The sequence below is a fragment of the Bradyrhizobium sp. T-12 genome, from assembly GCF_058314695.1.
Genome location: NZ_CM177756.1, coordinates 6,688,765 through 6,713,815 on the forward strand (window position 1 = coordinate 6,688,765; position 25,051 = coordinate 6,713,815).

At 65.7% G+C, this 25,051-nt stretch carries 31 protein-coding genes and 1 tRNA gene; 10 read left to right on the forward strand and 22 right to left on the reverse strand.

The annotated features are described in order from the left end of the window. Positions 1 to 121 precede the first annotated feature (121 nt). The 3 genes from AC0WRY_RS31870 to AC0WRY_RS31880 form a co-directional block, all read right to left on the reverse strand. Positions 122 to 571, reverse strand: coding sequence for a DUF2948 family protein (locus AC0WRY_RS31870; protein WP_194404672.1), 450 nt, complete (start codon positions 569 to 571; stop codon positions 122 to 124). A gap of 83 nt (positions 572 to 654) precedes the next feature. Then, complete coding sequence (locus AC0WRY_RS31875) at positions 655 to 1,314, reverse strand: Rossmann-fold NAD(P)-binding domain-containing protein (protein ID WP_211415701.1); 660 nt, start codon at positions 1,312 to 1,314, stop codon at positions 655 to 657. 26 nt (positions 1,315 to 1,340) lie between these two features. After that, on the reverse strand, positions 1,341 to 2,279 hold the full coding sequence (locus AC0WRY_RS31880; RefSeq protein ID WP_491122349.1) for an SDR family oxidoreductase: 939 nt from the start codon (positions 2,277 to 2,279) through the stop codon (positions 1,341 to 1,343). Between the two features lie 84 nt (positions 2,280 to 2,363). Here AC0WRY_RS31880 and AC0WRY_RS31885 point away from each other — a divergent pair, with 84 nt between their 5' ends. Continuing rightward, on the forward strand, positions 2,364 to 2,993 hold the full coding sequence (locus AC0WRY_RS31885) for a TetR/AcrR family transcriptional regulator (RefSeq protein ID WP_491122350.1): 630 nt from the start codon (positions 2,364 to 2,366) through the stop codon (positions 2,991 to 2,993). 49 nt (positions 2,994 to 3,042) lie between these two features. On the opposite strand, the gene AC0WRY_RS31890 is transcribed toward AC0WRY_RS31885, so the two are convergent. The 5 genes from AC0WRY_RS31890 to AC0WRY_RS31910 form a co-directional block, all read right to left on the reverse strand. Then, on the reverse strand, positions 3,043 to 3,867 hold the full coding sequence (locus tag AC0WRY_RS31890) for an alpha/beta fold hydrolase (protein WP_194404676.1): 825 nt from the start codon (positions 3,865 to 3,867) through the stop codon (positions 3,043 to 3,045). Positions 3,868 to 4,033: 166 nt separating this feature from the next. Continuing rightward, entirely contained in the window at positions 4,034 to 4,543 is a 510-nt protein-coding gene (locus AC0WRY_RS31895) for a hypothetical protein (protein ID WP_491122351.1), read from the reverse strand. A 295-nt stretch (positions 4,544 to 4,838) separates the two neighbouring features. After that, a complete protein-coding gene (locus tag AC0WRY_RS31900; RefSeq protein ID WP_194404678.1) occupies positions 4,839 to 5,147 on the reverse strand; it encodes an EthD family reductase in 309 nt (102 codons plus the stop codon). 229 nt (positions 5,148 to 5,376) lie between these two features. Beyond that, a complete protein-coding gene (locus tag AC0WRY_RS31905) occupies positions 5,377 to 7,083 on the reverse strand; it encodes an FAD-dependent oxidoreductase (RefSeq protein ID WP_491123524.1) in 1,707 nt (568 codons plus the stop codon). A gap of 25 nt (positions 7,084 to 7,108) precedes the next feature. Then, complete coding sequence (locus tag AC0WRY_RS31910; protein WP_194404679.1) at positions 7,109 to 7,297, reverse strand: hypothetical protein; 189 nt, start codon at positions 7,295 to 7,297, stop codon at positions 7,109 to 7,111. A gap of 318 nt (positions 7,298 to 7,615) precedes the next feature. On the opposite strand from AC0WRY_RS31910, the gene AC0WRY_RS31915 reads away from it, so the two are divergent. From AC0WRY_RS31915 to AC0WRY_RS31925, 3 genes are all read left to right on the forward strand, one after another. Beyond that, positions 7,616 to 7,690 (forward strand) — tRNA-Thr (locus AC0WRY_RS31915). Between the two features lie 70 nt (positions 7,691 to 7,760). Then, the gene (locus AC0WRY_RS31920; protein ID WP_491122352.1) at positions 7,761 to 8,111 is read left to right on the forward strand and encodes a RidA family protein; all 351 of its coding nucleotides are present in this window, start codon (positions 7,761 to 7,763) and stop codon (positions 8,109 to 8,111) included. Positions 8,112 to 8,843: 732 nt separating this feature from the next. Continuing rightward, positions 8,844 to 9,023, forward strand: a complete 180-nt coding sequence (locus tag AC0WRY_RS31925; RefSeq protein WP_211415695.1) for a hypothetical protein — start codon at positions 8,844 to 8,846, stop codon at positions 9,021 to 9,023. 30 nt (positions 9,024 to 9,053) lie between these two features. Here the strand turns inward: AC0WRY_RS31925 and AC0WRY_RS31930 are convergent, their stop codons facing one another. The 3 genes from AC0WRY_RS31930 to AC0WRY_RS31940 form a co-directional block, all read right to left on the reverse strand. After that, positions 9,054 to 9,530, reverse strand: a complete 477-nt coding sequence (locus AC0WRY_RS31930; protein WP_491122353.1) for a Crp/Fnr family transcriptional regulator — start codon at positions 9,528 to 9,530, stop codon at positions 9,054 to 9,056. A 127-nt stretch (positions 9,531 to 9,657) separates the two neighbouring features. Further along, entirely contained in the window at positions 9,658 to 10,287 is a 630-nt protein-coding gene (locus AC0WRY_RS31935) for a ferric reductase-like transmembrane domain-containing protein (RefSeq protein WP_491122354.1), read from the reverse strand. Between the two features lie 12 nt (positions 10,288 to 10,299). Beyond that, entirely contained in the window at positions 10,300 to 10,800 is a 501-nt protein-coding gene (locus tag AC0WRY_RS31940; protein WP_491122355.1) for a peptidase associated/transthyretin-like domain-containing protein, read from the reverse strand. Positions 10,801 to 11,134: 334 nt separating this feature from the next. Here AC0WRY_RS31940 and AC0WRY_RS31945 point away from each other — a divergent pair, with 334 nt between their 5' ends. Next, positions 11,135 to 12,130 (forward strand): LLM class flavin-dependent oxidoreductase, encoded by a 996-nt coding sequence (locus tag AC0WRY_RS31945; RefSeq protein WP_491122356.1) that lies wholly within the window; start codon positions 11,135 to 11,137, stop codon positions 12,128 to 12,130. A 7-nt stretch (positions 12,131 to 12,137) separates the two neighbouring features. On the opposite strand, the gene AC0WRY_RS31950 is transcribed toward AC0WRY_RS31945, so the two are convergent. From AC0WRY_RS31950 to AC0WRY_RS31975, 6 genes are read right to left on the reverse strand one after another with little or no spacing between them, the layout of a single operon-like run. Then, complete coding sequence (locus AC0WRY_RS31950) at positions 12,138 to 13,013, reverse strand: amidohydrolase family protein (protein ID WP_491122357.1); 876 nt, start codon at positions 13,011 to 13,013, stop codon at positions 12,138 to 12,140. Positions 13,014 to 13,025: 12 nt separating this feature from the next. Beyond that, a complete protein-coding gene (locus tag AC0WRY_RS31955) occupies positions 13,026 to 13,421 on the reverse strand; it encodes a RidA family protein (protein ID WP_491122358.1) in 396 nt (131 codons plus the stop codon). A gap of 25 nt (positions 13,422 to 13,446) precedes the next feature. Beyond that, complete coding sequence (gene hpaH / locus AC0WRY_RS31960; RefSeq protein WP_491122359.1) at positions 13,447 to 14,250, reverse strand: 2-oxo-hept-4-ene-1,7-dioate hydratase; 804 nt, start codon at positions 14,248 to 14,250, stop codon at positions 13,447 to 13,449. A 3-nt stretch (positions 14,251 to 14,253) separates the two neighbouring features. Beyond that, complete coding sequence (locus tag AC0WRY_RS31965) at positions 14,254 to 15,114, reverse strand: fumarylacetoacetate hydrolase family protein (protein ID WP_491122360.1); 861 nt, start codon at positions 15,112 to 15,114, stop codon at positions 14,254 to 14,256. A 53-nt stretch (positions 15,115 to 15,167) separates the two neighbouring features. Then, positions 15,168 to 15,785, reverse strand: a complete 618-nt coding sequence (locus AC0WRY_RS31970) for a flavin reductase family protein (protein ID WP_212065199.1) — start codon at positions 15,783 to 15,785, stop codon at positions 15,168 to 15,170. Between the two features lie 3 nt (positions 15,786 to 15,788). Continuing rightward, positions 15,789 to 16,754 (reverse strand): Bug family tripartite tricarboxylate transporter substrate binding protein, encoded by a 966-nt coding sequence (locus AC0WRY_RS31975; protein ID WP_491122361.1) that lies wholly within the window; start codon positions 16,752 to 16,754, stop codon positions 15,789 to 15,791. Between the two features lie 145 nt (positions 16,755 to 16,899). On the opposite strand from AC0WRY_RS31975, the gene AC0WRY_RS31980 reads away from it, so the two are divergent. The 4 genes from AC0WRY_RS31980 to AC0WRY_RS31995 all read left to right on the forward strand — a co-directional run bounded on the left by AC0WRY_RS31980 (position 16,900) and on the right by AC0WRY_RS31995 (position 20,435). Beyond that, positions 16,900 to 17,700 (forward strand): IclR family transcriptional regulator, encoded by an 801-nt coding sequence (locus AC0WRY_RS31980; RefSeq protein ID WP_491122362.1) that lies wholly within the window; start codon positions 16,900 to 16,902, stop codon positions 17,698 to 17,700. An 80-nt stretch (positions 17,701 to 17,780) separates the two neighbouring features. Further along, entirely contained in the window at positions 17,781 to 19,076 is a 1,296-nt protein-coding gene (locus AC0WRY_RS31985) for an O-acetylhomoserine aminocarboxypropyltransferase (RefSeq protein ID WP_491122363.1), read from the forward strand. Positions 19,077 to 19,080: 4 nt separating this feature from the next. Next, positions 19,081 to 19,863 carry an alpha/beta fold hydrolase gene (locus tag AC0WRY_RS31990; protein WP_491122364.1) on the forward strand — a complete coding sequence of 261 codons (783 nt, stop codon included), beginning with the start codon at positions 19,081 to 19,083 and terminating at the stop codon, positions 19,861 to 19,863. A gap of 68 nt (positions 19,864 to 19,931) precedes the next feature. Further along, positions 19,932 to 20,435, forward strand: a complete 504-nt coding sequence (locus AC0WRY_RS31995; RefSeq protein ID WP_491122365.1) for a DUF6496 domain-containing protein — start codon at positions 19,932 to 19,934, stop codon at positions 20,433 to 20,435. Here AC0WRY_RS31995 and AC0WRY_RS32000 read toward each other — a convergent pair whose 3' ends face one another. Then, the gene (locus AC0WRY_RS32000; protein WP_194408469.1) at positions 20,436 to 20,639 is read right to left on the reverse strand and encodes a hypothetical protein; all 204 of its coding nucleotides are present in this window, start codon (positions 20,637 to 20,639) and stop codon (positions 20,436 to 20,438) included. Positions 20,640 to 21,032: 393 nt separating this feature from the next. Between AC0WRY_RS32000 and AC0WRY_RS32005 the strand changes: the two genes are divergently transcribed. Further along, entirely contained in the window at positions 21,033 to 21,764 is a 732-nt protein-coding gene (locus AC0WRY_RS32005; RefSeq protein WP_491122366.1) for an SDR family NAD(P)-dependent oxidoreductase, read from the forward strand. Between the two features lie 186 nt (positions 21,765 to 21,950). On the opposite strand, the gene AC0WRY_RS32010 is transcribed toward AC0WRY_RS32005, so the two are convergent. From AC0WRY_RS32010 to phnL, 4 genes are read right to left on the reverse strand one after another with little or no spacing between them, the layout of a single operon-like run. After that, a complete protein-coding gene (locus tag AC0WRY_RS32010) occupies positions 21,951 to 22,562 on the reverse strand; it encodes a pyridoxamine 5'-phosphate oxidase family protein (protein ID WP_491122367.1) in 612 nt (203 codons plus the stop codon). A gap of 22 nt (positions 22,563 to 22,584) precedes the next feature. Beyond that, a complete protein-coding gene (phnN, locus tag AC0WRY_RS32015; protein ID WP_491122368.1) occupies positions 22,585 to 23,181 on the reverse strand; it encodes a phosphonate metabolism protein/1,5-bisphosphokinase (PRPP-forming) PhnN in 597 nt (198 codons plus the stop codon). Beyond that, the gene (locus tag AC0WRY_RS32020; protein WP_194404698.1) at positions 23,178 to 24,332 is read right to left on the reverse strand and encodes an alpha-D-ribose 1-methylphosphonate 5-triphosphate diphosphatase; all 1,155 of its coding nucleotides are present in this window, start codon (positions 24,330 to 24,332) and stop codon (positions 23,178 to 23,180) included. Before AC0WRY_RS32020 ends, phnN begins: the two co-directional genes overlap by 4 nt. Before the next feature lie 11 nt (positions 24,333 to 24,343). Further along, entirely contained in the window at positions 24,344 to 25,042 is a 699-nt protein-coding gene (gene phnL / locus AC0WRY_RS32025) for a phosphonate C-P lyase system protein PhnL (protein WP_194408470.1), read from the reverse strand. Between the last annotated feature and the right edge of the window lie 9 nt (positions 25,043 to 25,051).

A 25,051-nucleotide genomic window follows, 5' to 3' on the forward strand; every position in this document is an offset into this window, starting at 1 on the left:
TTTGGGGCGGGTTGGCGCACCAGGTCCCCTGCTCAATGGCGCGGCGGGGAAGCGGCGTCAACCCTTGCGGGCTGCCGTTCTGGCGCAGGCCCGAGCCGGTGCCGCTGGTATACAGGCCGCCTCAACCTTCCCCCTCGATCTCCAGCCCCGTTCCCAGCGCGTCCGCCCCGAGATCGGTCAGCTCACATTCCAGGCATTCGACGTCGAGCCGGATGGCACCGCCTTCAGCGAACAAAAGCAGGGCACTGCCGGCGGGCTCCTCGTCGCGCCCGTCCCTCGGGTGAAACTCGATGCCGACGAGGTCCAGGACCTTGTCGGGAGCATTGAGGTCGATGTTGCGCGACTTGCAGGCGAGCACGCGGTCGAAGCGGAGCGCCGCAACCAGTCGGCGCGGCTCGGCCTCGCCCTCCAGCGTCTGCTCCCAGTCCAGCCGGCTCATTCCGACCACAAGCCGCTTCTCGCTTTGCCGCCAGATGATGTCGGAGGCATGGACACGGGCGTCCTGGACGTGGGTCGAGATCACGGCGAGATCGTCGGCGTCGAGCGCGATCAGTTTGAGCTGGGGCGACATCGCCGACGCTTCTCCTTCGGACATGGACAGGGCTCAACGCGTGCAGGCCCCGAAATTTCCGCACAAACTAACGGGCCGGCGGCCTAGAGGCTATTGATATCCTCCATCTCCAGCACCTTCCGCGGATACCCCTCCCGGACGACGCGGATCATGGCGCGGCCGATCTGCTCGGTCGAGGTGACGAGCGAAGGCGAGAGCCGGCGCAGCACCGACCAGAGCGGCCAGGTGGCGGTATAGACCGCCTGCACCCAGGCGGTCTTGGAACGGGCGCCGTGCAAGGGCTGGATCGCGCCGGGCCGGAACATGTAGGCCGCCCTGAACGGCAGCTTGAGCAGGTCATTCTCGGTCTTGCCCTTGATCCGCGCCCACATCCGCGATCCCTGCTCGGTGGAATCGGTACCGGCACCGGTGACATAGGTGAAGACCATCTGCGGGTTGAGGCGTGCCAGCATTGTCGCTGCCGCGAGCGTGAGGTCATAGGTGAGGTGGCGGTAGCGCTCCTCGCTCATGCCGATCGAGGAGACGCCCAAGCAGAAAAAGCAGGCATCGAAGCCGGTCAGCTGCGCTTCGATCGCCGAATAGTCCAGGAAATTGTCGTGGATGATCTCGACGAGCTTGGCGTTGCGCACGCCGGTCGGGCTGCGGCCGACCACGAGCACACGGCCAATTCCGGGATCGATCAGGCATTCGCGCAAGACGCCCTGCCCGACCATGCCGGTCGCGCCGAAGATGATGACTTGCATCGGAACGTCCCCCACGGGCTCGCGGCTCATGCGGCGGCCGCGATCTCGTCGAACGATACACCGGTGAGCGTGGCCGAGACATCCCACAGCATGGCGGCGGTGGCAAAGTCCTTCGCGTGCGGCATGATCCGCGCCGGTCCCGGTGCCCCCTTCATTTCGTAGAATCCGGTCGGACCGTAATAGCCGCCGGGCTCGGCTGTCGGCGAGGTCGCCGCGAACAGCGTGGGCAGCGCGCCCTCGGCGGCGGACTGGCTGAACAGCGGCTGGAGCAGCCGGCCGATCCGCCACTGGAACGTGTTGGCGCCCGGCCCGTTCGCAATGAGGTCGGTGCGCGCAAAGCCGGGATGCGCCGCAATGCTCTTCACGCCCCAGCCGGCCGCGAGGCTGCGACGTTGCAGCTCCAGCGCAAACATCAGCATCGCGAGCTTCGACTGGCAGTAGGCGCGCCACGGACGATAGGAATGCTTGGCTTGCAGATCGTCGAAATTGATCGCGCCGGAGCGGTGCGCGAGACTCGAGAGATTGACGACACGCGCCGCCTTGGCGCGGCGCAGCTGCGGCAACAGCCGCGCCGTCAGGACGTAGTGGCCGAAATAGTTGGTGCCGAGCTGCATCTCGAAACCATCCGCGGTCTGTTGCCGTTTCGGCAGCGCCATCACGCCGGCATTGTTGATGAGGAGGTCGAGCTGCTCGTTGCCGGCGGCAAAGCGCCTGGCGAAATCGGCGACGGAGGCGAGGCTGGCGAGGTCGAGATGCTCGTAGGCGATCAGCGCATTGGGAAACCGTTCGCAAATGCCTTCGATCGCCCGCAGGCCCTTTGCGTCGTTGCGTCCGGTGAGTATGACAATGGCACCGGCGCCCGCCAGCGCCATCGCCGTCTCGTAACCGAGGCCGCCCGTCGCTCCGGTCACGACGACCGTCTTGCCGCTGAGCGAGGGGATGTCTGCCGTGGTCCAGTCGGTCATGCCATGTCTCCGTTCGGGGCTGGAATGAGGCCCGCGGCCTGTCTAAATGTGCACTGAGTGCAACTTTGCAAGAGGTGAACCGATTTGAAGGCTTCGAAGGTTGCCCGGAAATTGCCCGCGGGCGGAAAAGCCCCTGATGTCACCGGCCTACGCCAGCGCAAGCAGCAGGAGACCCGCGCGCGGCTGACCCGGGCGGCAATGACGCTGTTCCTGGAGCGCGGCTTCGAGGCCACGACCATCGACGACATCGCGGCGTCGGCGGAGGTGTCGCGCCGGAGCTTCTTCCATTATTTCGCGTCCAAGGAGGACGTCGTCACCGCCTGGCAGGAGAATGCCGCCAGCGCATTGACCGCCGAGATCATCGCACGGCCTGCGGACGAGTCCATGCTGACGGCAGCGGAGAACGCGATCGCCGCGGCGATCAAGCGGATCGATCCGGCGGAAGCCGCGGCGATGTCGCGGCTCAAGCGCGACAATCCCGCGCTTCAGGCCCGCGACCAGCTCAAATACGAGAAGCTCGAGCGCGCGCTGGCCGATGGGCTCGCCCAGCGCGGGCGAAGCAAATCCGACCGGCTGAAGGCGAGGCTCGTCGCCATGATCGCCACCGGCGCGATGCGCGTCGGCGGCGAGAGCTGGATCGGCGACGGCGCGCGCGAGAAGCCGGAGGCGTTCGTCAAGCGCACCTTCGATGCGATCCGGGCGATCTTGAAGTGAGCTTCCCTTACCTTCTCCCTTGCGGGAGAAGGTAAGGAATCGCGCGCCCCTATTCCTTGAAGAACGCCAGCAGGTCCGCGTTGATGGTTTCGGCGTGCGTGGTCGGCATGCCGTGCGGGAAGCCCTTGTAGGTCTTCAGGATGCCCTTCTTCAGCAGCTTGGCCGAGAGCGGGGCGGAATCGGCGTAGGGCACGATCTGGTCGTCGTCGCCGTGCATCACCAGCACGGGCACGTTGATCTTCTTGAGGTCTTCGGTGAAGTCGGTCTGCGAGAACGCGACGATGCCGTCGTAATGCGCTTTTGCGCCGCCCATCATGCCCTGGCGCCACCAGTTCTGGATCACGGCCTCGGAGGGCTTTGCGCCCGGGCGGTTGTAGCCGTAGAAGGGGCCTGCGGCGATGTCGCGGTAGAACGCCGAGCGGCCGGCGGCAAGTTGCTTTTGGAAATCGTCGAACACGCTCTTGGGCAGGCCGCCCGGATTGGCCGCGGTCTGCAGCATCAGCGGCGGCACCGCCGAGAGGATCGCGGCCTTCGCCACCCGGCTCTCGCCGTGGCGCGCGATGTAGTGCACGACCTCGCCGCCGCCGGTGGAATGGCCGACATGGAGCGCGTTCTTGAGGTCGAGATGCGCGGTCACCGCCGCGAGGTCGTCGGCATAGTGATCCATGTCGTGACCGTCGGCGACCTGCGCCGAGCGGCCGTGGCCGCGGCGGTCGTGGGCGACGACACGGTAGCCGCGCGTGACGAAGTACATCATCTGCGCGTCCCAATCGTCCGACGACAGCGGCCAGCCATGGCTGAACACGATCGGCTGGCCACTGCCCCAGTCCTTGTAGAAGATCTCGACGCCGTCTTTGGTGGTGATGGTGGGCATGTTGGGGCTCCTTTGAGTGAAACGTCATTCCGGGGCGCGCGAAGCGCGAACCCCGGAACCTAGAGATTGTTGAATCGAGAATCTCAGGCGCGCGATTGCGCACCGGAGTTCATCGCTGCGCGATGCCCCGGAAATGACGGTGACTGCGTCGCGTGTTCGAGATCGCTCAGGCAAACGCGATCGGCTTGAAGCGGCGCCAGGCGCCGATGGTGAGCACGACGAAGAACACCAGCACGAGGCCCTGCACCGCGGCGAACACCGGTCCCGACGGCGGCGCCGGCGCCACCGCCGGTGCGAGCGCGGCGAGCGCCGGCACTTTGAGGAACGACTGGATCACCAGCACGAAGACGTTGAAATAGAGCGAGATCATCGCGGTCACGACATAGACCGGACGCCAGACTCCTTTGAGCTTCATGCCGTACAGCGCGACGCAGGCGATGGCGAGCAGCGCCAGCGAGATGATGCCGATGATGTGCGAGGGCAGCAGCTTCTCGAACGGGAACAGGAAGCCGGTGGCGCTGGTCAGGATCGTGAACGCCAGGAAGATCGCGGTGAGGCCCGGCATCGGCTTCGAGCCGAGCAGGCCGAACATCACGACGAGGCCGGCGGCGATGGCGATCAGGCTGATGACGACATGGACCAGCGTGAAGGCGGGTAGACTCAAGCCAAGGACCATGACATCCCTCCTACTCTCCATTGAGATTCAGGAGAGTAGTATTACGGCCCTCATGGGATTGCCACCTGCGTTGACGTCACAGGCACGTGCGAAGCCATGCGTCATCGTGCGAATCGACAAACGCATGGCTGAATTTTTTGCACCGCTGTCACAAACGACAGCAGGCTGTTGTTTGTAGCCCGGATGGAGCGCTGCGTAATCCGGGGTTCTCGCGTGTGGATGGCGCTGTCCCGGATTGCGCTGCGCTCCATCCGGGCTACGAGCTCTCAGGTTTCGACGAAAGTCGAATCGCGGCTCACACTTCCTTGGTGTCGAAGATCAGGAGGTCGGCGCCGCCACTGGCGAATTTCGGCACGTCGCCTGCGGCCGCCTTGCCGGCTTCGCTGCCGAAGGCCTTCTGGATATCGCCCACGCTGTCGAAGGTGAGGATGGCGACGAGATGAACTCCGGAGGGACCGGCGGGTGAGCCGACCGTGCCCGTGCTCACGGCGTATTTCTTCAGGCCGGGAAGTTTCTTCGCGAGCGGAATGTGCGTTTCGGCATAATGCTTGTCGAAAGCCGCAGCATCCTTGGGCGTCTTGTAGAGCACGACGAGTTCAGCCATTCCTAGTCCTCCCGTTAAGCGTTTTGTTTGTCAGTCTCAGATCCTCATGGTGAGGAGATAGTCTGCAGTTGGCGGCACGATGGCAAGCCTCATTCGACTTGCCATTCGCTTGAGTTCTCGTTGCCTAGAGCCTCGTTCCGCTTCCGATGCAATCGGAACGAGGCTCTAGATTCTTGTTTTGACGCGTTTTCTCGACGCGAACCGGAATCCACTTCGCTCGAAAACGCTTCTAAAGCGCCGGTTTTGCGGCATCGCCGAGATAGCCGTGCAGGGAGGCCACGACCTGCGCGCCCTCGCCGATGGCGCCGCCGACGCGCTTGACCGAGCCGGAGCGGACGTCGCCGACGGCATAGACGCCGGGAACGGAGGTCTCCAGCGGCGCCACGAGGCGGCCCTGGTTCTGCTCGGACTGCGCGCCCGTCACGACGAAGCCGCCGCGATCGAGCGTGACTCCGCAGCCGTCGAGCCAGGCGGTGGCGGGATCGGCGCCGACGAACAGGAAGAGGTTGCGGATGTCGGCAGCATCCTCGTCGTCGGACAGCCGGCTCTTCCAGCGGATGCGCCGCAGCAGCGCGGCCTCGTCGCCCTCGAGCGCAGTGATCTCGGTGTTGAACATCAATTCGATGTTCGGCGTCGCTTCGATGCGCTCGATGAGATAGCGCGACATGCTGGCGCCGAGACCGCCGCCGCGGATGATCATCAGGACGCGCTTGGCGTGACCCGACAGGAACACGGCCGCCTGGCCTGCCGAATTGCCGGCACCGACCAGGGCCACCTCCTCGCCGGCGCAGAGCCGCGCCTCGATCGGCGAGGCCCAGTACCAGACGCCGCGTCCCTCGAAGGTGTCGAGGTTTGCGATCTCGGGACGGCGATAGCGCGCGCCGCTCGCGACCACGACCGAACGCGCGCGCAGGGGATCGCAGCCGTCGAGCGCCACCGCGAAGGCGCCCTCCTTGCGCGTGCAGTCGAGCGACTTCACCGTCACGGGGATCATGATGTCGGCACCGAATTTCTGCGCCTGGGTGAAGGCGCGCGCGGTCAGCGCCTGGCCGGAGATGCCGGTGGGAAAGCCCAGATAATTCTCGATGCGCGCACTGGCGCCGGCCTGGCCGCCGAAGGCGCGGATGTCGAGCACGGCGACCGACAGCCCTTCCGACGCCGCATACACCGCGGTAGCGAGCCCGGCCGGTCCGCAGCCGACCACCGCGACGTCGTAGATGCGGCCATCCTTGGCGCCGCCGATCATGCCGATGGCGCGCGCCAGCTCGGTCTCACTGGGGTTGCGCAGCACCGCGCCATCAGCGGCGACGACCAGGGGCCAGTCCTCGGGCTTGGGCGAATAACGCGCGATCACCTCGGCGGCGTCGCGATCGCGCTCGGGATCGAGCAGATGATGCGGCTGACCGTTGCGGGTGAGAAAGCCCTGCAACCGCACGACGCCGGCGGAATTCGACGGTCCGATCAGCACCGGACCGCCGATGCCGCCCTGGATCAGATTGACCCGGCGCAGGATCAGCGCGCGCATGATGCGCTCGCCGAGCTCGGCCTCGGCGACCAGCAGCGCGCGCAGCCGGTCCGGCGGCAGCAGCAGCGTCTCGACATCGCCCTCGGCGCGGCCGTCGACCAGCGCCGGCTGTCCCGAGAGCTGGCTGAGCTCGGCCAAAAATTGCCCCGGTCCCTGGTCGATCACCGGCGTGACATGACCAAGACCGTCGCGCTGGGTGATGGCGACATGGCCCCTCAGCACGACGAACATGCCGGGACCGGGCTTGCCGGTCTCGAACAGGAACTCGCCGTCCCGATAGAGGCGGACCTCGCCGAAATGCCTGATCCGCTCGATCTCGGCCGGCGTCAGCGTCGGAAAGGTCTGTTCGGGGCGCGTGAACCGCGACATCAGCGCCTCACCACCGGTTCGTTGCTGTTCGTCCTGCCCCATGGTCATTCCCATTCATTCCAATGTCTCAAGTGCCGGCTTTCCCGGCGGCCCCCTCATTGAGGGAACCATCGTCGTTTGGCGAGGGCTCAGCGCTTGCGGCGCGTTCGCGCGCCTGCAGCTTCCGCCGCTTCAGGTTTTCGCGCAGCGCCGATTTCAGGCGCTCGTCCCGGGACGTCTTCGCCTGGCGCGCGCTCTTCTCGTTCTCGTCCATCATCACGGGGTCCGATATTGCCGTCGGCGATACCATGCCCAGAGATTGCGGCAGCTCAAGAGGCTCCTCGCGATCCGATCGTGCGAAACTCGAAATGGACCGAATCCGGTCGCGTGGCCACCTGGCCAGTTGGCGGGGGAGGAGCGGAACGCGAATCGGCGGAAAGCCGGTAGTTTCGAGCCGAAATGAGCATTTTGGCTCCGATATCGGCCCGATTTTCTCGTTTTGACCGGCCGAGCAAGCTTGCACAGGAGGGGGGCTTGTGGCAGATATCGGCCCGCTTGGTAGGCCCCTCGGGCGCCCGATTCTTCACCAGCACATGCTGCCGTAGCTCAGTGGTAGAGCACTCCATTGGTAATGGAGAGGTCGACAGTTCAATCCTGTCTGGCAGCACCATTCTCTTCCCCGATTGACGCGAGCCGTCTTCGCCTGACCAGCGAGCCGCCAACTTTCCACGGATGCCATCGTGATCAAACGTTCCCTGCCCTATGAAGGACTGCTCCACGAGATCGTCGAGCATAACGGCGTGCTCTATCTCGGCGGCATCGTCCCTGAGGATGCTGGGCTCGACATGGCCGGCCAGGCCGATGATGTGCTCCGACAACTCAAGACGTTGCTAGAGGGGGCCGGCTCCGATCTCTCCTGCGTTCTGCAGGTGACCATCTTCATGGCCGATCTCTCCGACAAGGCGGCGTTCAACGAGGTGTGGAAGCGCTATTTCACCGCGGACCAGCTGCCGGCGCGCGCCGCCATTGGCGTTGCGGATATCGGCAAGGGCGTCAGGCTGGAGCTGACGGCGACCGCCGCCCGTCGCTGATGGGCGAGGCGCGATCGTAGGGTCATTGTGATCTCCACACATGAAGCAGCATTCTCGCGGCTCGAAGCGCCCGAGTTTTGCTCGTTTCCTTGACCCTCTTCCTCGAAGAGGGTGCAGGGAAGGCCGGGTGCTGACATCGCACCCGCGGTCCGCTGCGCGAATTGCACGCGCACGCAGAAAACCGCACAGCAGCATACAGGTGGTGCCGATCACTCGGCCTTCCCTGCGCGGTGGTCGGACGGCTTATGCCGTGCTCTCCCGGGAGCCGAACTTTCCTTTGGCCTCCCTCGCCGTTCGAATTGACGATGCCGTCCACCCGGTTGGGCTCGCGCGCATCTTCGATCCGGCTTGACCGTAGCAACGACGGCCAGGACCACACGGTTTTGCCGTACGCACGGCCCGCCATGTCGCCGCAGTATTTCCAGCCCTGTCGACGGCGCTGCGAAACTTACAGGCGAGACGAAGCCTAGCAGCGCCGTTCGTCTGCACGCGGCCGCGAGCTCACAGGGACACCCCGCCTGCCCACACCTCTCATGCCGACGCTGCCGCGTCCACCGCAAACCCGGCTCGCGATCAAGACGACCTCGAGATCGCCCCTCTTGGTGAGCCGGGATGGGCGACACATACGCCAAAACCGAATTTCGGTAAACTGGAATATTTTTGCGGGAGGGACTTGACGGGGTTTCGGTGTTTTGCCCGACGGGTCGCGATCGGGGCCGCAGGTAAGGTTAATTGTTCCTTTCGATTGTCGGTAAAGTTTTATCTATTATTCTCTTTGCCGTGGATGACGAATTCGGGGCTTCGATAGTGCTTGCGTTTTGCCTGATCGTGATTGGGACTGCGTTGCTTCTCTCCGGCATTGTTGCCTTCGGCTTTCATCGAAACTCGCTGCACTCGATGGCGTTGCTGTAGCCGCATCGGGAGCGCTGGCTCTACCCGTGATCAATTGTCGTTATCCGCCGCGCGCCTCGCGAACCGCTCATCCGCGCGGCGCAGGCGCCGGCACAGTTCGCGGTTGATGTTCTGCAGGACGATCACATAGGCGTGGATGTCGGCCTTGTAGCAGGCGTAGAGATTCTTGGCGGTCAGCTCGTACAGCACCGTCGGCATTTCCGCGACCACCGTGGCGGAGCGGTTCTGCATCTCGATCAGCGTCATTTCGCCGAAGAAGTCGCCGCGCTCCAGAACGGAGATCGGGATGACGCGGCCCGCATGCGTCCGCTTGCTCACCGCGAGCCGGCCGGATTTGACGATGAACATCGAACGTCCCGGCTCGCCTTCCGCCACCACGGTGGCGCCTGCCTCGAAGCGGCGCTCGACCAGCATCGACATCAGGAGATCGAGGCTTCCGTCCGGAAGGCCGCCGAAGAACGGCGTCGCGAGCAGGAACACTTTCAGATCGGGGGCCGTGACGGTCATGCCGCAAGGATATGCCGCGTCGCCAACCGCGACAAGCAGTGCGACGTAGCCCGATGGAACGCAGCGTAATCCGGGGCTGTCGGCCGCGGGTACAGCGGTCCCGGATTACGCTTGCGCTCCATCCGGACTACGGGCTCTCCCCGCGCAGCGTCCGTCGCTTTCGCCAGACCTGCAGATCGACCATCACCTTTGCGGTGGCCGCGACGACCAGCACGCACAGCACGGCCTTCGAAACCATCTCCATGGTTCCTTCGATGAGGAGGCAGTGCACCACGCTGCCAACGACGATGACGATCGCGAGCGGCATGTGAATGAAGCGCCAGGTGCGCGGCCGCAGCTCGAAGCGACGGCGCAGGGACGCGAGCAGCGCGACGATGAAGATGGCCCACATCGCGGTGACGCCGAAGGGCGAGAACGGCGTCGGCGAGGCATAGGTCAGCGCGTCGATCATGTCGGGCGGGCTGGTGATCCAGAGGCCGGCGACGTGGATCACCACGGCCAGCAGCAGCGCGCCGCCGACCCAGTGATGGGCACGCCGGCCGCGATAGGCCGACAGCGGCGCCAGATAGCCGCCGATCAGCAGCGGCTGCACCAGCACGAGACCGAGCGCGGCGATGCCGGCGAAACCGGCGAGGATGTAGACCGGCCCGCGCCAGGCGAGCTGCTCGCTCGTTGCTGCAAACCCGGCCGGCACGCCGATGGCCACGGCAAGGGCGACCCAGATCAGGATCACCCGCGGCGACTTCCACCCCGTCATCCGCCGGCCCGGTCAGGCCGGCTGCAGCACGAAGTGCGCTTCGAGACTGGTTTCCTTGGCGCTCCGCATCACCGGCCGCAGGAAGACGGTCTTGAACTCGCCGCTGTCATAGGCGAGGTGGCCATGCGGCTGGCCGAAGATCGGAACGATCTGCGGCATCTCGAGCCGGAACTTGCCGTCCTTGTCGGTGAGCGTGGCGCCGTGACTCTGCGGCTCGTGCTCCTGGCCTTCGACCGTGTGCGCCCAGATCTGGATGCGCTGGCCGGCGAGCGGCGCGCCGTCACCGGCGCGGCGCACGGTGCCGCTCATCCAGAAACCGCCCTTGCCGATCCGCTCCACGACCGCCGCGCCCTTGCGGTAGTTGTTCGCGCCGCCGGACATCGACTCGGTCGGAGCGAGGCCGTCGGCGCGGGCGGGCAGAACGAGACCGGGCATGCCGGTTGCCACAATACCGGTTGTCAGGACCGCGCCGCCGGCGACGAGCAGGTTGCGGCGGTTGAGTACGGTGGTCATATCGGTTCCTCCTGGCGGTCGGCGCGATCGCGCGCCGCAAGATGATCTCTCGTGCCGCGGACGCGGTGCAGCACGAAGTGATGCGCCGCGTCCGGGACACGGGGATCGCCGTGCGATGGCTACGCCAAGCTACAACAGCAGGCGCCAAACTCCCAGTTGCGACTAACGGCACCTAAGGTCGCAATAACAGTGTTGTGAACGGGCGCGCGAGGCACTTAAGCACCCTTCGTAGGATGCTTGGAGCGGCGAAGATGATGGGTTTGGCAAGTGCTCTACCCATCCTACGCACCGACACTACATGTGGTGGCGCAGTTCCTCCTCGCCGGTATTCCTCATGATCCCTTTCTCCGTGCTCGACCTCGCGCCCATCCGAGAGGGCGGCGACGCCGCGCAGGCGTTTCGTAACTCGCTCGATCTGGCCCGGCATGCGGAAGGCTGGGGCTACAAGCGGTTCTGGCTGGCCGAGCACCACAACATGACCGGCATCGCCAGCGCGGCAACGTCCGTGGTGATCGGGCACATCGCGGGCGGCACCAAGACGATCCGCGTCGGCTCCGGCGGGATCATGCTGCCGAACCATTCGCCGCTGATCATCGCCGAGCAGTTCGGCACGCTGGAATCGCTCTATCCCGGGCGGATCGATCTCGGGCTGGGCCGCGCGCCGGGCACCGACCAGTTCACGGCACGGGCGCTGCGGCGCGACCTCGCGACGAGCTCCGAGAACTTTCCGCACGACGTGCTGGAATTGCAGGCCCTGCTCGGCGAGGCGCAGCCGAACCAGGCGATCCGCGCCGTGCCCGGCATGGGGACCAAGGTGCCACTGTGGATTTTGGGGTCGAGCACCTTTGGCGCGCAGCTTGCCGCGATGCTCGGCTTGCCGTTCGCCTTCGCCTCGCATTTCGCGCCGCAGATGATGATGCCGGCGCTGCGCGAATATCGCGCGCGTTTCGAGCCGTCAGCGCAGCTCGACAAGCCCTATGCGATGATCGGCGTCAACGTGTTCGCCGCCGATAGCGATGATGAGGCGCGGCGGATCTTCTCCTCGCTGCAGCAGGCGTTCATCAATCTGCGCCGCGGCACGCCGGGTCCGCTGCCGCCGCCGGTCGACGACATGGACGCGCGGTGGTCGCCGGCGGAAAAGGCCATGGTCGGCCAGTCGCTGTCGTGCTCCGCGGTCGGCTCGCCCGATGTGGTCGAAGCGAAGCTGAAGACGTTGATCGCCGAGACCGGCGCGGACGAGCTGATCGCCACCGGGCAGATCTACGACCACGATGCACGGCTGCGCTCGTTCGAGATCGCGGCCGAGGTGCGGGAGAGGTTGGGGGCGTGAGCGGGCCCTAATCCGCAAACCCGAACAACCTCGCCGGATTGTGCACCAAGATCTTTTCCAGCTCGGTCTGGTCCGCGACGTAGCGGTACATCAGCTCGAGCAGGTCGGCATCGTTCGGTGGCTGCTTCACCGACACCGGATGCGGCCAGTCAGAGGCCCAGACGCAGCGATCGACAGCGGCCTCGATATAGGCGCGCGCGGTCGGGATCACGTCGTCATAGGGCGCGCCTGTCTTCGAGGTCTTCTCGCCGAGCGACAGCATCACCCAGAAATTGCCCTTGGCCAGCAGCTCCAGCATCTTGCGCAAATTCGGATCGTTCCTGCCGGCCTCGGGATCGGGGCGGGCCATGTGATCGATCAGCACGGGGACGTCGAGATTCTCGTATTTGGCGACGCTCGACATGATGCCGTCCTTCTCCGGCTGGATCTTGGCGTACCAGCCGAGCTCGCGGATGCGCGCGATGGCGCGGGCGAAATCGGCGTCCGACAGTACGGCGCCGAGCTCCTGGCGGAAGCTGAAGCGCGCGCCGCGCACGCCGGCGTCATGCAGCTTGGCAAGATAAGCATCGTCCGCTTCCGCAAACACAAGCGCGTTGGCGCAGCCGCGATAGTTCGGACCCATCGCGGCCAAGCCGTCGAGCACGACGGCATGATCGGCGCCGTAGGTCGTGGTCTGCACGATGATGCCGCGCTCGATGCCGAGCGCCCTGTGCATGCGCAATGCCGCTTCCCAGGTCGCGGTCGGCATCCGATAGGCCGCACCGGGGCGTTCCGGATATTTCTCGATCGGACCCAGCACGTGAAACTGGCTGTCGATGGTTTTCGGCGGCGGCGCCTTGCTGGGGCGGCGCGGGTTGGGATCGAACGGCAGATAGGTCGGCATGCCAAAACTCCTTCAGTCGATCACGGCGGTGAAGTCGCAACTGACCAGTGCGCCGCCATCCATATTGTCCATCGGCAGCGCGTGGCGCGCCGGGCGCGAATGCTCGTCCGGAAACATCTTCAGCCACTCGACATTGACGGGGCCGCGGTTGCCGCGGTCCTTCAGCCATACCGTCATCTTGATGATGTCGTCGGTGGTGCCGCCGGCGGCTTCCACCGTCGCCTTCATATGCGCGAACATGTTGGCACATTGGGCGTCGAGGCCCTCCGGCATCGCGTTGGTCGCGGGGTCGCGGCCGAGGATGACGCCCGACATCACGAGATTGCCGATGCGGCAGGCGTTCGGGATCGGGTTGACGTGCTTGAAGCCGCCGATGTGGATGCTCTTGCGCCGTTTTTGACTTGTCATTGTGCGCTCCCTCTTGTGTGTGTTTTCAGACGAACTGGCACGACACCGAGCCGAACGGGCCGTAGTCGGCGTGGAACGTGTCGCCGCGCCGGATGTCGACGGGCCGCGTGAACGATCCCGCCAGCACGACCTCGCCAGCTTTGAGATGCTCGTCATGCGGCGCGAGACGATTGGCCAGCCAGGCGATGCCGTTGGCGGGATGGTTGAGCACGCCGGCGGCAAGCCCGGTCTCCTCGACCTCGCCGTTGCGGAACAGCAGCGCGCCGATCCAGCGCAGATCCGCATCCATCGGGCGGAACGGCCGGCCGCCGAGCACCAGCGCGGCATTGGCCGCATTGTCCGAGATCGTGTCCATCACCTTGCGCGTCTTGCCGGTCTCGGGGTCGACGCGGTGCATGCGCGTCTCCAGGATTTCCAGAGCCGGCGTGACGTAATCGGTGGCGTTGAGCACGTCGAAGATGGTGCAGTCGGGCCCCCGCAGCGGCGCCTTCAGCACGAAGGCGAGCTCGACCTCGATGCGCGGCGCATGGAAGCGGTCGAACGGGATCGGCGTGGCATCGGCGTAGAACATGTCGGCGAACAGCACGCCGTAATCGGGCTCCGAGATGCCGACCGCGTTCTGCATCGCCTTGGAGGTCAGGCCGATCTTGTGGCCCTTGACGATGCGGCCGCGGCCGAGCTGGAGTTTCGTCCAGGCGCGCTGGACGGCGTAGGCATCCTCGATGCTGAAATCGGGATGCTCCTTCGTGAACATCGGGATCAGCGTCTTGGTCCGCTCGGCCTCGTCGAGGCGCGCGGCAAGGCGTTCGATCGTGGCGGCATCCAGCATGGTCTACTGCTCCGCCGCGACAATGTTGCTGAGCACACCGATGCGGCTCGACTCGACCTCGACGATGTCGCCGGCTTTCAGCCAACGCGGCGGATCGAAGCGCGCGCCGGCGCCGGTCGGCGTGCCCGTGACGATCAGGTCGCCGGGCTTCAGCGTCGCGAAGGTCGAGAGATAGGAGATCAGGAAGTCGAACGGGAACATCAGCCGCTCGGTTGTGTCCTGCTGCCGCACCTCGCCGTTGACGCGCGTGGTGATGTCGTGCGGTCCGCGCGGATCCAATTCGTCCGACGTGACGATCCACGGGCCGATGCTGCCGGAGCGATCGAAATTCTTGCCCTGCGTGACGTTGAACTTGCCGTGGCGCAGCCAGTCGCGGATCGTGCCCTCGTTGCACAGCGTCATGCCGAAGATGTAGGACCATGCCTCTTCGCGCGGGATGTGCCGGCCGCCCTGCCCGATCACGATGACGAGCTCGCCTTCGTAGTCGAGCTGGTCCGACACTTTCGGCTTCTCCAGCGGCTGGCCCGAGCCGGTCATCGAGGACATGCTGCGCACGAACAGGCTGGGATATTTAGGCAGGTCCGAATTGTCCTTGTATTCGGCGTTGCGCTCGGCGTAATTGACGCCGATGCACCACAGCTTCTCCGGCGCCAGCACCGGCGGCAGCAGCACGAGCTTGTCCAACGCGTAGTCGGGCTTTTGTCCGGCGATGGCTTCCTGCGCATCGGCCAACCCATTGCCCGCGATCAGCGCCCTGACGTCCGAGAAGTCGCGGCCGATCCGCCTGGTCAGGTCGATCACGCCGCCGTCGACGGCCGCGCCGTAACGCGGCTCTCCGTCGACGAGATAGGTCAGGAGTCGCATTGTCATTCCTCCGATGATGTCGAGGCGTCCTGGCCGGTGACAGGCCTGCGCGTTCAGTCTTTCGATTTGGGCGTCTGGAACACCGTGTTCAGCGTCACGATCTCGCCGAGCCGGGCGTAACGGGGGCCGCCGATGCGCGCGATGGGGTCGAGCGCTTTGGTTTCGACCTTGCCGTCATTCACGAGGCCGTCGCGGATGTGAAACATCACGACCTCGCCGACGATGAGCCGGCTCTTGGCGTCACCGAATTCCAGGCACTGCCGGAAACGGCATTCCATCGCGACCGGTGCAAGGCTAAGCCGCGGCACCTTGATGCGCTCGCTCGCGATCGTCTCGAGCCCGAGATGCGCGACCTCGCTGATCTCAGGGGGATGCTCGACCGACGAGTCGTGCAAGGCCTGCATCAGCGGGGTGTCGGCGATGTGGATGACGTATTCCTCGGTGTCGAGGATGTTGTGCGCGGTGTCCTTGTAGTCGGCGCCCTTGCGGCCGACGCTGATGGCGAGCATCGGCGGCTTCTGCGAGACGAAGGTGAAGGCGCTGAAGGGCGCGAGGTTGAGCACGCCCTTGGCCGACAGGCTCGTGACCCACGCGATCGGGCGCGGCACCACGATGCCGGTCATCAGCCGGTAGATGCGCTCCGCGCCGAGCTCACCGGGATCGATCCGCATCGATCAATCCGCCCTGATGTTGGCCTTGCGCACGACCGGAATCCACTTGGCGTCCTCGCGCTCGAGATAGGCCTTGAATTCGTCCGGCGTCATCGGCGCGGCTTCGCCGCCGAGTTTTTCGAATTTGTCGACCACGGCGGGATCTCTGAGGATCGCGACCAGCGTCTCGTGCAGCTTGTCGATGACAGGCGCCGGCGTACCCGCGGGCGCGAACAGGCCGGTGAAGGTCTGGCCGTCGAAGTCCTTGTAGCCGAGCTCGGCGAAGGTCGGCACGTCCGGCAGCGACTTCAGGCGGTGCGGTGAGGTGACGGCGAGCGCGCGGAACAGGCCGGCCTTGATGTGCTGCAGGCTGACCGTGAGCTGGTCGAAGGCGAACTGCACTTGCCCGCCGAGCAGATCGTTGATCGCTGGCGCGTTGCCGCGGTAATGCGCGGTGACCCACTGCAGGCCGAGGTTCTCCTGCATCAGCTCGCTGAGCAGATGGTTGGTGGTGCCGGGACCGGGCGATGCCATGGTCAGCTTGCCGGGCTCGCGCTTGGCGAGCTCGATGAATTCCTTGAAAGTGTTGGCCTGCACCGACGGATGCACCTCGAGCACCAGCGGCGTCATCGAGATCGTCGAGATCGGCATGAAGTCCTTTTTCCAATTATAGGCTTCGCGCTTGTTGATCTCGGTCGCGAACAGCACCGGACCGTTGGCGCCGACGAACAGCGTGTAGCCGTCGGGCGCCGATTTCGCGAAGGCTTCGCCCGCGATCATGCCGCCGGCGCCGGCCTTGTTCTCGATGATGAAGGGCTGGCCGAGCTTTTCCTGAAGCTTGTCGGCGACGATGCGCGCGGCGCTGTCGACATTGCCGCCGGCGGGATAAGGCACGATCAGCTTGACGCTGCGCGCCGGCCATTGCTGGGCCGATACGGGCCTCGCCAGCATCGCGGCAGCGGCGGCTACGGCAATCCAGATTAATCTCATGTTAACCTCCCGGCAGCGCTTCCAATTTCTACGTCGAATGCCGCTGGCGTCGCCCAAGGAAAACGAGGACGGCATCTCGATCGCGGCGCAATCTCCAGATGCGCTCTTGTCCTGTCGAGAGAATTGTGGCGTTCTTGTCCATATTATGGACAAAACAAATTCCGCGAAAGCCGGCCGCGAAGCGCTGGAACCGCGACAGGGCGCGCAGGCGATCCGGCGCGCCCTCGCCGTGCTGCGTATTCTTGCCGCAGGCCGCGAGGACGGTGTGCCATTGGCCGAGGTGATCCGGGCGACCGGTCTCACCCGCCCCACCGTGCATCGCATCGTCCACGTGCTGATCGAGGAAGGCATCGTCGAACGGCACGAGCGCAGCGGCCGCTACGCGATCGGCAACCAGGTGCCGGAGCTAGCGCTGGCACGGCCGCGGCCGTCGCCGCTGCTGGTCGCCGCCAATCCCTCGTTGCGGCGCGCGTCCGCCGAGATCGGCGACACGCTGTTTCTGACGGTAAGAACCGGCAACGATACGCTGTGCGTCGACCGCAGGATCGGCATCTATCCGATCCAGGTGCTGTCGATCGAGGTCGGCGCGCGCCGGCCGCTCGGCGTCTCCAGCGCGGGCGTCGCCATCCTCGCCGCGATGCCGGCGCAGGAGGCGCGAAAGATCGTCGCAGCCAACGAGAAGCGGTTCGAGGCGTACCGGACCGACACGGCGAGGGTCCTGGGCGAGATCACCGCCGCGCGGCGGCTGGGATACGGCATGCGGGAGATCGGCCTCGTGCAGGGCACGAAGTCGATCTCAACCTGGATCAAGACCCCGGACGGGCGGCCGGCCGCGGCGATGACCGTCTCCGCGGTGCGGACGAGGCTCGGCCCAAGGCGGGAGCAGGAGGTTGCGGAGATCCTGCTGCGGGAGGCCAAGATCATCGAGCAGGCGATCGGGGGATAACCCGCGCTGTCAATGGGCTGACGCCGCGCGCCGTTTTGTGGCAAAACGACCGCCTCGCGACCGACCCAACGAGGCCATGCATGCCCGCGCCGAAACCGCCTGCCTTCGAGACCCTGAGCCTGCATGCGGGCCAGCATCCGGACCCCGTGACCGGGGCCCGCGCGGTGCCGATCTACCAGACCACGTCCTACGTGTTCCAGGATTCCGATCACGCGGCCGCGCTGTTCAATCTGGAGCGCGCCGGCCACATCTATACGCGCATCTCCAATCCGACCACCGGCGTGCTGGAAGAGCGGCTCGCCGCGCTCGAAGGCGGCGTCGGCGCAATCTGCACCGCGAGCGGCATGGCCGCGCTGCATCTGGCGATCGCCACGCTGCTCAACGCCGGCGACCACATCGTGGCGTCGAGCTCGCTCTATGGCGGCACCATCAATTTGCTGGCGCACACGCTGCCGCGCTTCGGCATCACCACGACGTTTGTGAAGCCGCGCGATCTCGACGCGTTCCGCAGCGCCATCAAGCCCAACACCAGGCTCGTGATCGGCGAGACCATCGGCAATCCCGGCCTCGAGGTGCTCGACATTCCCAAGGTCGCACAGATCGCGCATGACGCCAAGATTCCGCTGCTGATCGACAACACCTTTGCCACCCCCTATCTCAGCCGTCCCATCGAGCTTGGGGCCGACATCGTCATGCATTCGGCGACCAAATGGATCGGCGGCCACGGTATCGCGATCGGCGGCGCGATCATCGACGGCGGCCGTTTCGACTGGCGCGCATCGGGCAAGTTCGGCGTGCTGACCGAGCCCTATGGCGGCTATCACGGCATCGTCTTCGACGAGCAGTTCGGCACGGCGGCCTTCATCATGCGCGCGCGCACCGAAGGCCTGCGCGATTTCGGCGCCTGCCTGTCGCCGACCAATGCGTTCCAGCTGCTGCAGGGCGTCGAGACGCTGGGCGTGCGCATCGACCGCCACATGCAGAACACGCACCTTGTGCTGGAAGCCCTGAAGTCCAACAAGGCGGTCGACTGGGTGCTGCATCCCTCGCTGGAGACGCACACGGATTATCAGCTCGCCAAGCAGCTCCTGCCGCGCGGCGCGGGCTCGATCATCTCCTTCGGCATCAAGGGCGGACGACCTGCAGGGCGCAAATTCATCGAGAGCCTGCGCATGATCAGCCATCTCGCCAATGTCGGCGACGCCAAGACGCTGGTGATCCACCCGGCCTCGACCACGCATCAGCAGATGGACGCCGAACAGCTCAAGGCGGCCGGCATCGGCGAGGAATTGGTGCGGCTCTCGGTCGGCATCGAGACCGCGAGCGACATCATCGACGATCTCGCGCAGGCGCTGCGCATCTCGCAGAAGGTCTGACACCATGAAGCTCTCCGTCAACGGCCTCGAGGTGTTCGCCGCCACCGGCGGCCGCGACTTCGACAAGTCGCTGCCCGCGGTCGTCTTCATCCATGGCGCCGGCTTCGACCATTCCACCTGGGCGCTGCACACGCGCTGGTTCGCCCATCACGGCTTTGCCGTGCTCGCGCCTGACCTTCCCGGGCACGGCCGTTCGGCCGGCCCCTCGCTCGGCAGCATCGCCGAGATGGCGGACTGGACCGCGGCGCTGCTCGATGCCGCAGGCGCCGCGAAGGCGCAACTGATCGGCCATTCCATGGGATCGCTGATCTCGCTGGAGACCGCGGCGAGGCATCCGGACAAAGTCTCAGCGCTCAGCCTGGTCGGCACCGCCGCGACCATGACGGTGGGCCCGGATCTCCTGAAGGCCGCCGAAGCCAATTCGCAGGATGCCAACGACATGGTGTCGATCTGGGGCCTCGGCTTCAACGCCGAGCTCGGCGGCAGCCTTGCGCCGGGCCTGTGGATGCATGGCGGCGCGCAGGCCGTGTTGAAAGCTTGCGAGCCGGGTGTGCTGTTCAGGGATCTGTCGGCCTGCAACGCCTATGCAAATGCGCTTGCCGCCGCGGCGACCGTCAAGGTACCGACGACGCTGATCCTCGGCGAGCGGGACATGATGACGCCTGCGAAGGCAGGCAAGGCGCTTGCCGCCGCGATTCCGCATGCAAAAACCGTCGTGGTGCCGGGCGCCGGCCACATGATCATGGCCGAGCGGCCAGACGAACTGCTGGCGGCCTTACGGAGCTGAAAAGGATCAATCGATCCTCTCGCGCGTTGCGGTGAGACATCCCTGTACATGTTGAGGGAACTCACCCCATGCCAAGACAAGAAGTGATCCGCAAAGCGAAGCAGGACAAGCGCGCGGGCAAATCGGCCAGCACGCAGGCCGGCGAATTCGTCAAGGATGAGATCGATAGGATCCGCAAGGGCAAGCACGGCGCGCGCTCGACGAAGCAGGCTATCGCGATCGGCCTCTCCGAAGCACGCCGGGCCGGCGTCGACCTACCGCCTCCGCGCAAGGGAAAAGCCAAAAAGTCGACGCGCCGCAGCGCCAAATATGCCTACGAGGTCGGCCAGGGCAAACGCACGCCGAAGCGTAGGACGCTTGTGTCGCGCGCCGTCGAAGGCGTGTTGAAGAAGGAGCCGCGCTCGACCGCGTCGCGGAGCGCGCTGTCGAAGCAAAGCAAGCGTGCCGCGAGCCGGCGAAGCGCCGCGTCGCGTTCGGCGGCCGCGCGCAAGGCGAGCCATACCAAGGGTGCCAAGGTCCGCTCGGCCGCCGCAAAGAAGGCGGCACGCACCAGGGCGCGCCGCCGCAGCTGATCAACTGAGACGCCGGCCCCGCTCGGAGAGCACCGCACGTGCGGCGCGTTCAGCCTCGCGCGCCGAGCGGAACTGGCGGCCTTCGAGACTATCGAACAGCCGCTCGGAGGAGAAAAAACGGAAGCCGCGCTGGTCTCTGGTGACGATGCCGGCGGCGCGGTCGTGGATCTCGATGATGTAGGCGTTCGATTGGGCTTGGGACATGACTGCTCGCTCGCCGAGGTCCCGGCGTTCCTGTTTTGAGATTTGTCGTGTGGGCTGTTGCTGGAAGGCGATCAGCAATAACAACAGGCGCCGGTGGCCGCCGAGAAACAGCGCCGCGTCATGCACGCATGCATGTCGTTGGGATTGCGCTGGTGACCGGTTCTCATATGGCGGCTTCGGCTCGAGGAGCAGTTTCTATGCTGCGACTATCGAGCGATCGGGGCGATTGGTCAATGAAATGGCTCTCCATATTTGCGATGACGGCGCTGGAGCGCTTCTCCTGCGGCAAGCACCGGCAACTGGATTCATCTCGCGATGAGTTCAACGCGGGGACGCAGTCGTCATGATAGGATCTCAGCAGCCTACAGAACAGAAGAACCGGGAGGTCCAGCGATGACGCATGATTTGAAAGGACGCACCGCGCTCGTGACCGGCGGCTCGCGCGGGATTGGCGCTGCCGTCTGTCGCGCGCTGGCCGCATCAGGCGCGGCGGTGGCGATCAACTGCCGCGAACAGATCGGCCAAGCCGAGCAGCTTGCAGGCGAGATCGTCAAGCAGGGCGGCCGCGCCATCGTCGTTGCCGCCGACGTCTCGCAAGCTGGGGCCGTGGCCGGCTTGGTCGAACGCGTGACAGGCGGGCTCGGACCGATCGACATCCTCGTCAACAACGCCGGCATCGCCATCACGCGCGGCATCGAGAACCTCACCGAGGAGGATTTCGACCGAACGATCCTGGTCAATCTGAAATCCGTCTTTCTGTGCACGCAGGCCGTGCTGCCCTCGATGCGCGCGCGGAAATGGGGCCGCATCGTCAACATCTCCTCGGGCGCAGCGCGCGGCGCTGGCTCTATCGGACCGCACTACAATGCATCCAAGGCCGGCATGGAGGGCTTGACGCGAGGCTATGCGGCGCGGCTGGTGAAGGACGGCATCACCGTCAATGCGGTGGCGCCGTCGCTGATCGAGACCGACATGATGAGCGGCCAGCCCCAGCTCGTCAGCCGCATCCCGCTCGGCCGCTTCGGAACGGCGGACGAGGTGGCCAAGGCGGTGATGCTGCTCGTGGACAATGCCTATATGACCGGACAGACGATCGCGCTGAGCGGCGGTATGGCGTTCAATTGAGGGGGCGAAGCGGCAATCTCCACTTTCCTTCTCCCCTTGCAGGAGAAGGTGGCGCGAAGAGCCGGATGAGGGGTATCTCTCCACGAACTCGATCGCGAGAGATGCGCGAATGGAGAGATACCCCTCACCCATCTCGCCGCAATTGCGTCGAGCCGCCCTCTCCCGCAAGGGGAGAGGGTAAGACAATCACCACATCGTAGCGGCTGCGCGTTCCGGCCAGATCCGATCATATTCGTCGCCGCCGACCTTGTTGTCGCTCATCTCGGCGAGAATCTGACCGGGCGTCGGCAGAGTCTTGGGATCAACGCGCTTGTCGGGATTCCAGAGATTGGAGCGGACGATGGCGCGGGCGCATTGGAAGTAGATCTCGTCGACCTTCATCACCATGACGCTGCGCGGCGCCTTGCCTTCGACCTTGAACGAGGCCAAGAGCTCGGGATCGACCGAGAGATGGGCGCGGCCGTTGACACGGGTCGCGTTGCCCGAGCCGGGGATCAGGAACATCAGCGACACCCTTGGGTCGCGCACGATGTTGCGCAAGGAATCGACCCGGTTGTTGCCGCGGCGATCCGGCAGCATCAGCGTCTTGGGGTCGTGGATCCGGACGAAACCGGGCAGATCGCCGCGCGGCGAGCAATCGATGCCTTCGGGCCCGATGGTGGCGAGCGCGGCGAACGGCGCCTTCTCGATGAAGATCCGGTAGAGCGGGGTGACGTGGTCGGCGACTTTCACGGTCGAGGCGTCATTGGTGACGCCGTAGATGGCTTCCAGTTGCTCGACCGTCGTGATCACCGTCATTCCGTTCTCCTGGTTGCAGTGGCTATTCCTGCCGGCCTTGGTTCCTGATGACGCTCACGAGTTCGCGGCTGTGACGGTCCGCGCTGCCGGCGTTGAGGATCGTGACATCGGCCTGCGCCGAGGCGTCATCGACGCTGCGGGTGAGACGCTCCGCGATGTCGCCATCGCTCTGCCGCGCGCGCGCGGCAAGCCGCGCGGCCAGGACCTCCGGCGGCGCGGTGATCGCGACCACCACGACATTGGCGTAGGCCCGGCGCAGGGTACCAAGCACGGTGCGCGAGACGTTGGCGACGACCGTGCGGCCGGCACGGATATCGCCGTTGATCTCGCGCGGCAGTGCGTAGGAATGCCCATGCGCGTCCCAGTGCACGGCGAAATCGCCGTGCTCGCGCGCCCGGCGGAATTCGTCCGGGCTGACCGCGATATTGTCTTCATCGGCCGACGACGCACGCGTCACGACACGGCGCGGAAAGACGATGTCGCGATCACCGGCGCAGGCCGCCTGCGCGAGCCGCAGCAACGTGTCCTTGCCGGCGCCGCTGGGGCCGACCACGAGCACGAGCCGGCCGGGGCCGATCGCCCCCGCCTCGCCCTGCGCCGTGGCCGCGATCCCGCTCATGCGACGCGGTGTCCCTCGCGCCAGACGCTGCGGACGACGGGAACGTGGCCGGCGACGTGCACGCGGATCAGATCTGCGCGCTTGCCGGCCGCGACCTCGCCGCGGTCGGTGAGGCCAACCGCCTCGGCGGGCGCCTTCGTCACCGTGCGGACCGCCGCCGGAAGGCTGATCGCCGGCACATGCTCGGGAAGATGCAGCGCGGCCATCAGCAGGCTGGACGGGATGTAGTCCGACGAGAGGATATCGAGCAAGCCTTCGCGGGCGAGATCGACCGCGGCGATGTTGCCGGAATGCGAGCCGCCGCGCACGACGTTCGGCGCGCCCATCAGGATGTCGATGCCTGCCTCGTGCAGGCCGCGCGCGGCCTCCAGCGTGGTCGGGAATTCGGCGACCGAGACGCGATCGCGCACGGCATCCGCGACGTTCTCCTCGGTGGTGTCGTCGTGGCTGGCGAGCGGGATGTTGTACTGATGCGCCAGCGCGACGATCTCGCGCATGTTGGCGGCGGCGTATTGCTTCTGATATTCGAAGCGCTTTGCGAACAGCTCGTCGAGCTCGGCATCGGTCTTGCCGCCGTTCTTGCCGCGGTAATAGTCGCGCAGCTTGCCTTCGTCGCGGAACTGGCGCTGGCCGGGGGTGTGATCCATCAGCGACATCAGCTTGACGTCGGGACGGTCGATCAGCTCCCTGGCCTCCTCGACCACGCTCGGCATCGGGATCTCGCAGCGCAGATGCAGGAAATGGTCGGCGCGCAGCAGGCTGGCGTCACGCGCCGTGGCGATCGCTGCGGCCAGCACGCCGGCACGGCCGTCCACCTCCTCGGCGCCGTCCTCGCGCCAGACCCGGAGCGAATCGAACACCGTGGTGATGCCTGACGTGGCGAGCTGGCCGTCATAGGAGATCACGGCCGCGACGGGATTCCAGAACACTTTTGGCCGCGGCACGTAATGGGCTTCGAGATGATCGGTGTGGAGCTCGATCAGGCCGGGCATGATGAGGTCGCCACCGGCATCCTCCGCTCCTGCTGGCGCTGTCCCATCGCCGATCTCGGCAATGCGGCCATTGGCAAGGGCGAGCCAGCCTTGCTCGATCACCCGGTCCGCCAGTACGATCCTGGCATTGGCGATCACGATGTCCTTCGGGGCGTTCATGTCCATGTCCTTCAGGCGGCGGCGGCAAAGCTGGTGACGTCGACGATACGGTCGGCAATCAAATGGCGGATTTCGTCGTCATGGACAATGGCGACCATCGCAACACCCTGGCGTTTCTTTTCAGCGACCAGTTCGACCACCACAGCGCGGTTGGCGGCATCGAGCGAGGCGGTAGGCTCGTCGAGCAGCAGGATCGGCAGGTCCGAGATGAAGCCGCGCGCGATGTTGACGCGCTGCTGCTCGCCGCCGGAGAAGGTCGCGGGCGGAAGCTGCCATAGCCGCTCCGGGATGTTGAGACGATGCAGCAACTCGCCGGCGCGGGCCTGCGCATCGGCGCGGGCCATGCCGTTCACGATCAGGGGCTCGGCGACGACGTCGATGGTTGCAACCCGCGGCACCGCTCGCAGGAACTGGCTGACATAGCCGATGGTGGCACGGCGGACGTTGAGCACCTGGCGCGGCTCGGCGCTGGCGAGATCGATCAGCGCGCCGCGATGGCGGATGCCGATGCGGCCGCTATCGCAGCGGTAATTGCCGAAGATCATCTTCAGGATCGACGACTTGCCGGCACCCGATGGCCCCGAGAGCACGACGCACTCGCCGGGATTGACCTGGAAGGTCACGCCGCGCACGACCGGCAGCTCGATGCCGCCCTGCAGGTGCATCGTGAAGGTCTTGTTGGCATCGGCGATGTCGATCATGGCGGTCATTGCAATGCT

Excerpts from the sequence above, each read along its gene's own strand:
- AC0WRY_RS31870 (WP_194404672.1), bottom strand. The coding sequence starts at position 571 with ATGTCGCCCCAGCTCAAACTGATCGCGCTCGACGCCGACGATCTCGCC.
- AC0WRY_RS31875 (WP_211415701.1), bottom strand. The coding sequence starts at position 1,314 with ATGCAAGTCATCATCTTCGGCGCGACCGGCATGGTCGGGCAGGGCGTC.
- AC0WRY_RS31880 (WP_491122349.1), bottom strand. The coding sequence starts at position 2,279 with ATGACCGACTGGACCACGGCAGACATCCCCTCGCTCAGCGGCAAGACG.
- AC0WRY_RS31890 (WP_194404676.1), bottom strand. The coding sequence starts at position 3,867 with ATGCCCACCATCACCACCAAAGACGGCGTCGAGATCTTCTACAAGGAC.
- AC0WRY_RS31895 (WP_491122351.1), bottom strand. The coding sequence starts at position 4,543 with ATGGTCCTTGGCTTGAGTCTACCCGCCTTCACGCTGGTCCATGTCGTC.
- AC0WRY_RS31900 (WP_194404678.1), bottom strand. The coding sequence starts at position 5,147 with ATGGCTGAACTCGTCGTGCTCTACAAGACGCCCAAGGATGCTGCGGCT.
- AC0WRY_RS31905 (WP_491123524.1), bottom strand. The coding sequence starts at position 7,083 with ATGGGGCAGGACGAACAGCAACGAACCGGTGGTGAGGCGCTGATGTCG.
- AC0WRY_RS31910 (WP_194404679.1), bottom strand. The coding sequence starts at position 7,297 with ATGATGGACGAGAACGAGAAGAGCGCGCGCCAGGCGAAGACGTCCCGG.
- AC0WRY_RS31930 (WP_491122353.1), bottom strand. The coding sequence starts at position 9,530 with ATGACCGTCACGGCCCCCGATCTGAAAGTGTTCCTGCTCGCGACGCCG.
- AC0WRY_RS31935 (WP_491122354.1), bottom strand. The coding sequence starts at position 10,287 with ATGACGGGGTGGAAGTCGCCGCGGGTGATCCTGATCTGGGTCGCCCTT.
- AC0WRY_RS31940 (WP_491122355.1), bottom strand. The coding sequence starts at position 10,800 with ATGACCACCGTACTCAACCGCCGCAACCTGCTCGTCGCCGGCGGCGCG.
- AC0WRY_RS31945 (WP_491122356.1), top strand. The coding sequence starts at position 11,135 with ATGATCCCTTTCTCCGTGCTCGACCTCGCGCCCATCCGAGAGGGCGGC.
- AC0WRY_RS31950 (WP_491122357.1), bottom strand. The coding sequence starts at position 13,013 with ATGCCGACCTATCTGCCGTTCGATCCCAACCCGCGCCGCCCCAGCAAG.
- AC0WRY_RS31955 (WP_491122358.1), bottom strand. The coding sequence starts at position 13,421 with ATGACAAGTCAAAAACGGCGCAAGAGCATCCACATCGGCGGCTTCAAG.
- hpaH (WP_491122359.1), bottom strand. The coding sequence starts at position 14,250 with ATGCTGGATGCCGCCACGATCGAACGCCTTGCCGCGCGCCTCGACGAG.
- AC0WRY_RS31965 (WP_491122360.1), bottom strand. The coding sequence starts at position 15,114 with ATGCGACTCCTGACCTATCTCGTCGACGGAGAGCCGCGTTACGGCGCG.
- AC0WRY_RS31970 (WP_212065199.1), bottom strand. The coding sequence starts at position 15,785 with ATGCGGATCGATCCCGGTGAGCTCGGCGCGGAGCGCATCTACCGGCTG.
- AC0WRY_RS31975 (WP_491122361.1), bottom strand. The coding sequence starts at position 16,754 with ATGAGATTAATCTGGATTGCCGTAGCCGCCGCTGCCGCGATGCTGGCG.
- AC0WRY_RS31980 (WP_491122362.1), top strand. The coding sequence starts at position 16,900 with ATGGACAAAACAAATTCCGCGAAAGCCGGCCGCGAAGCGCTGGAACCG.
- AC0WRY_RS31985 (WP_491122363.1), top strand. The coding sequence starts at position 17,781 with ATGCCCGCGCCGAAACCGCCTGCCTTCGAGACCCTGAGCCTGCATGCG.
- AC0WRY_RS31990 (WP_491122364.1), top strand. The coding sequence starts at position 19,081 with ATGAAGCTCTCCGTCAACGGCCTCGAGGTGTTCGCCGCCACCGGCGGC.
- AC0WRY_RS31995 (WP_491122365.1), top strand. The coding sequence starts at position 19,932 with ATGCCAAGACAAGAAGTGATCCGCAAAGCGAAGCAGGACAAGCGCGCG.
- AC0WRY_RS32000 (WP_194408469.1), bottom strand. The coding sequence starts at position 20,639 with ATGTCCCAAGCCCAATCGAACGCCTACATCATCGAGATCCACGACCGC.
- AC0WRY_RS32005 (WP_491122366.1), top strand. The coding sequence starts at position 21,033 with ATGACGCATGATTTGAAAGGACGCACCGCGCTCGTGACCGGCGGCTCG.
- AC0WRY_RS32010 (WP_491122367.1), bottom strand. The coding sequence starts at position 22,562 with ATGACGGTGATCACGACGGTCGAGCAACTGGAAGCCATCTACGGCGTC.
- phnN (WP_491122368.1), bottom strand. The coding sequence starts at position 23,181 with ATGAGCGGGATCGCGGCCACGGCGCAGGGCGAGGCGGGGGCGATCGGC.
- AC0WRY_RS32020 (WP_194404698.1), bottom strand. The coding sequence starts at position 24,332 with ATGAACGCCCCGAAGGACATCGTGATCGCCAATGCCAGGATCGTACTG.
- phnL (WP_194408470.1), bottom strand. The coding sequence starts at position 25,042 with ATGACCGCCATGATCGACATCGCCGATGCCAACAAGACCTTCACGATG.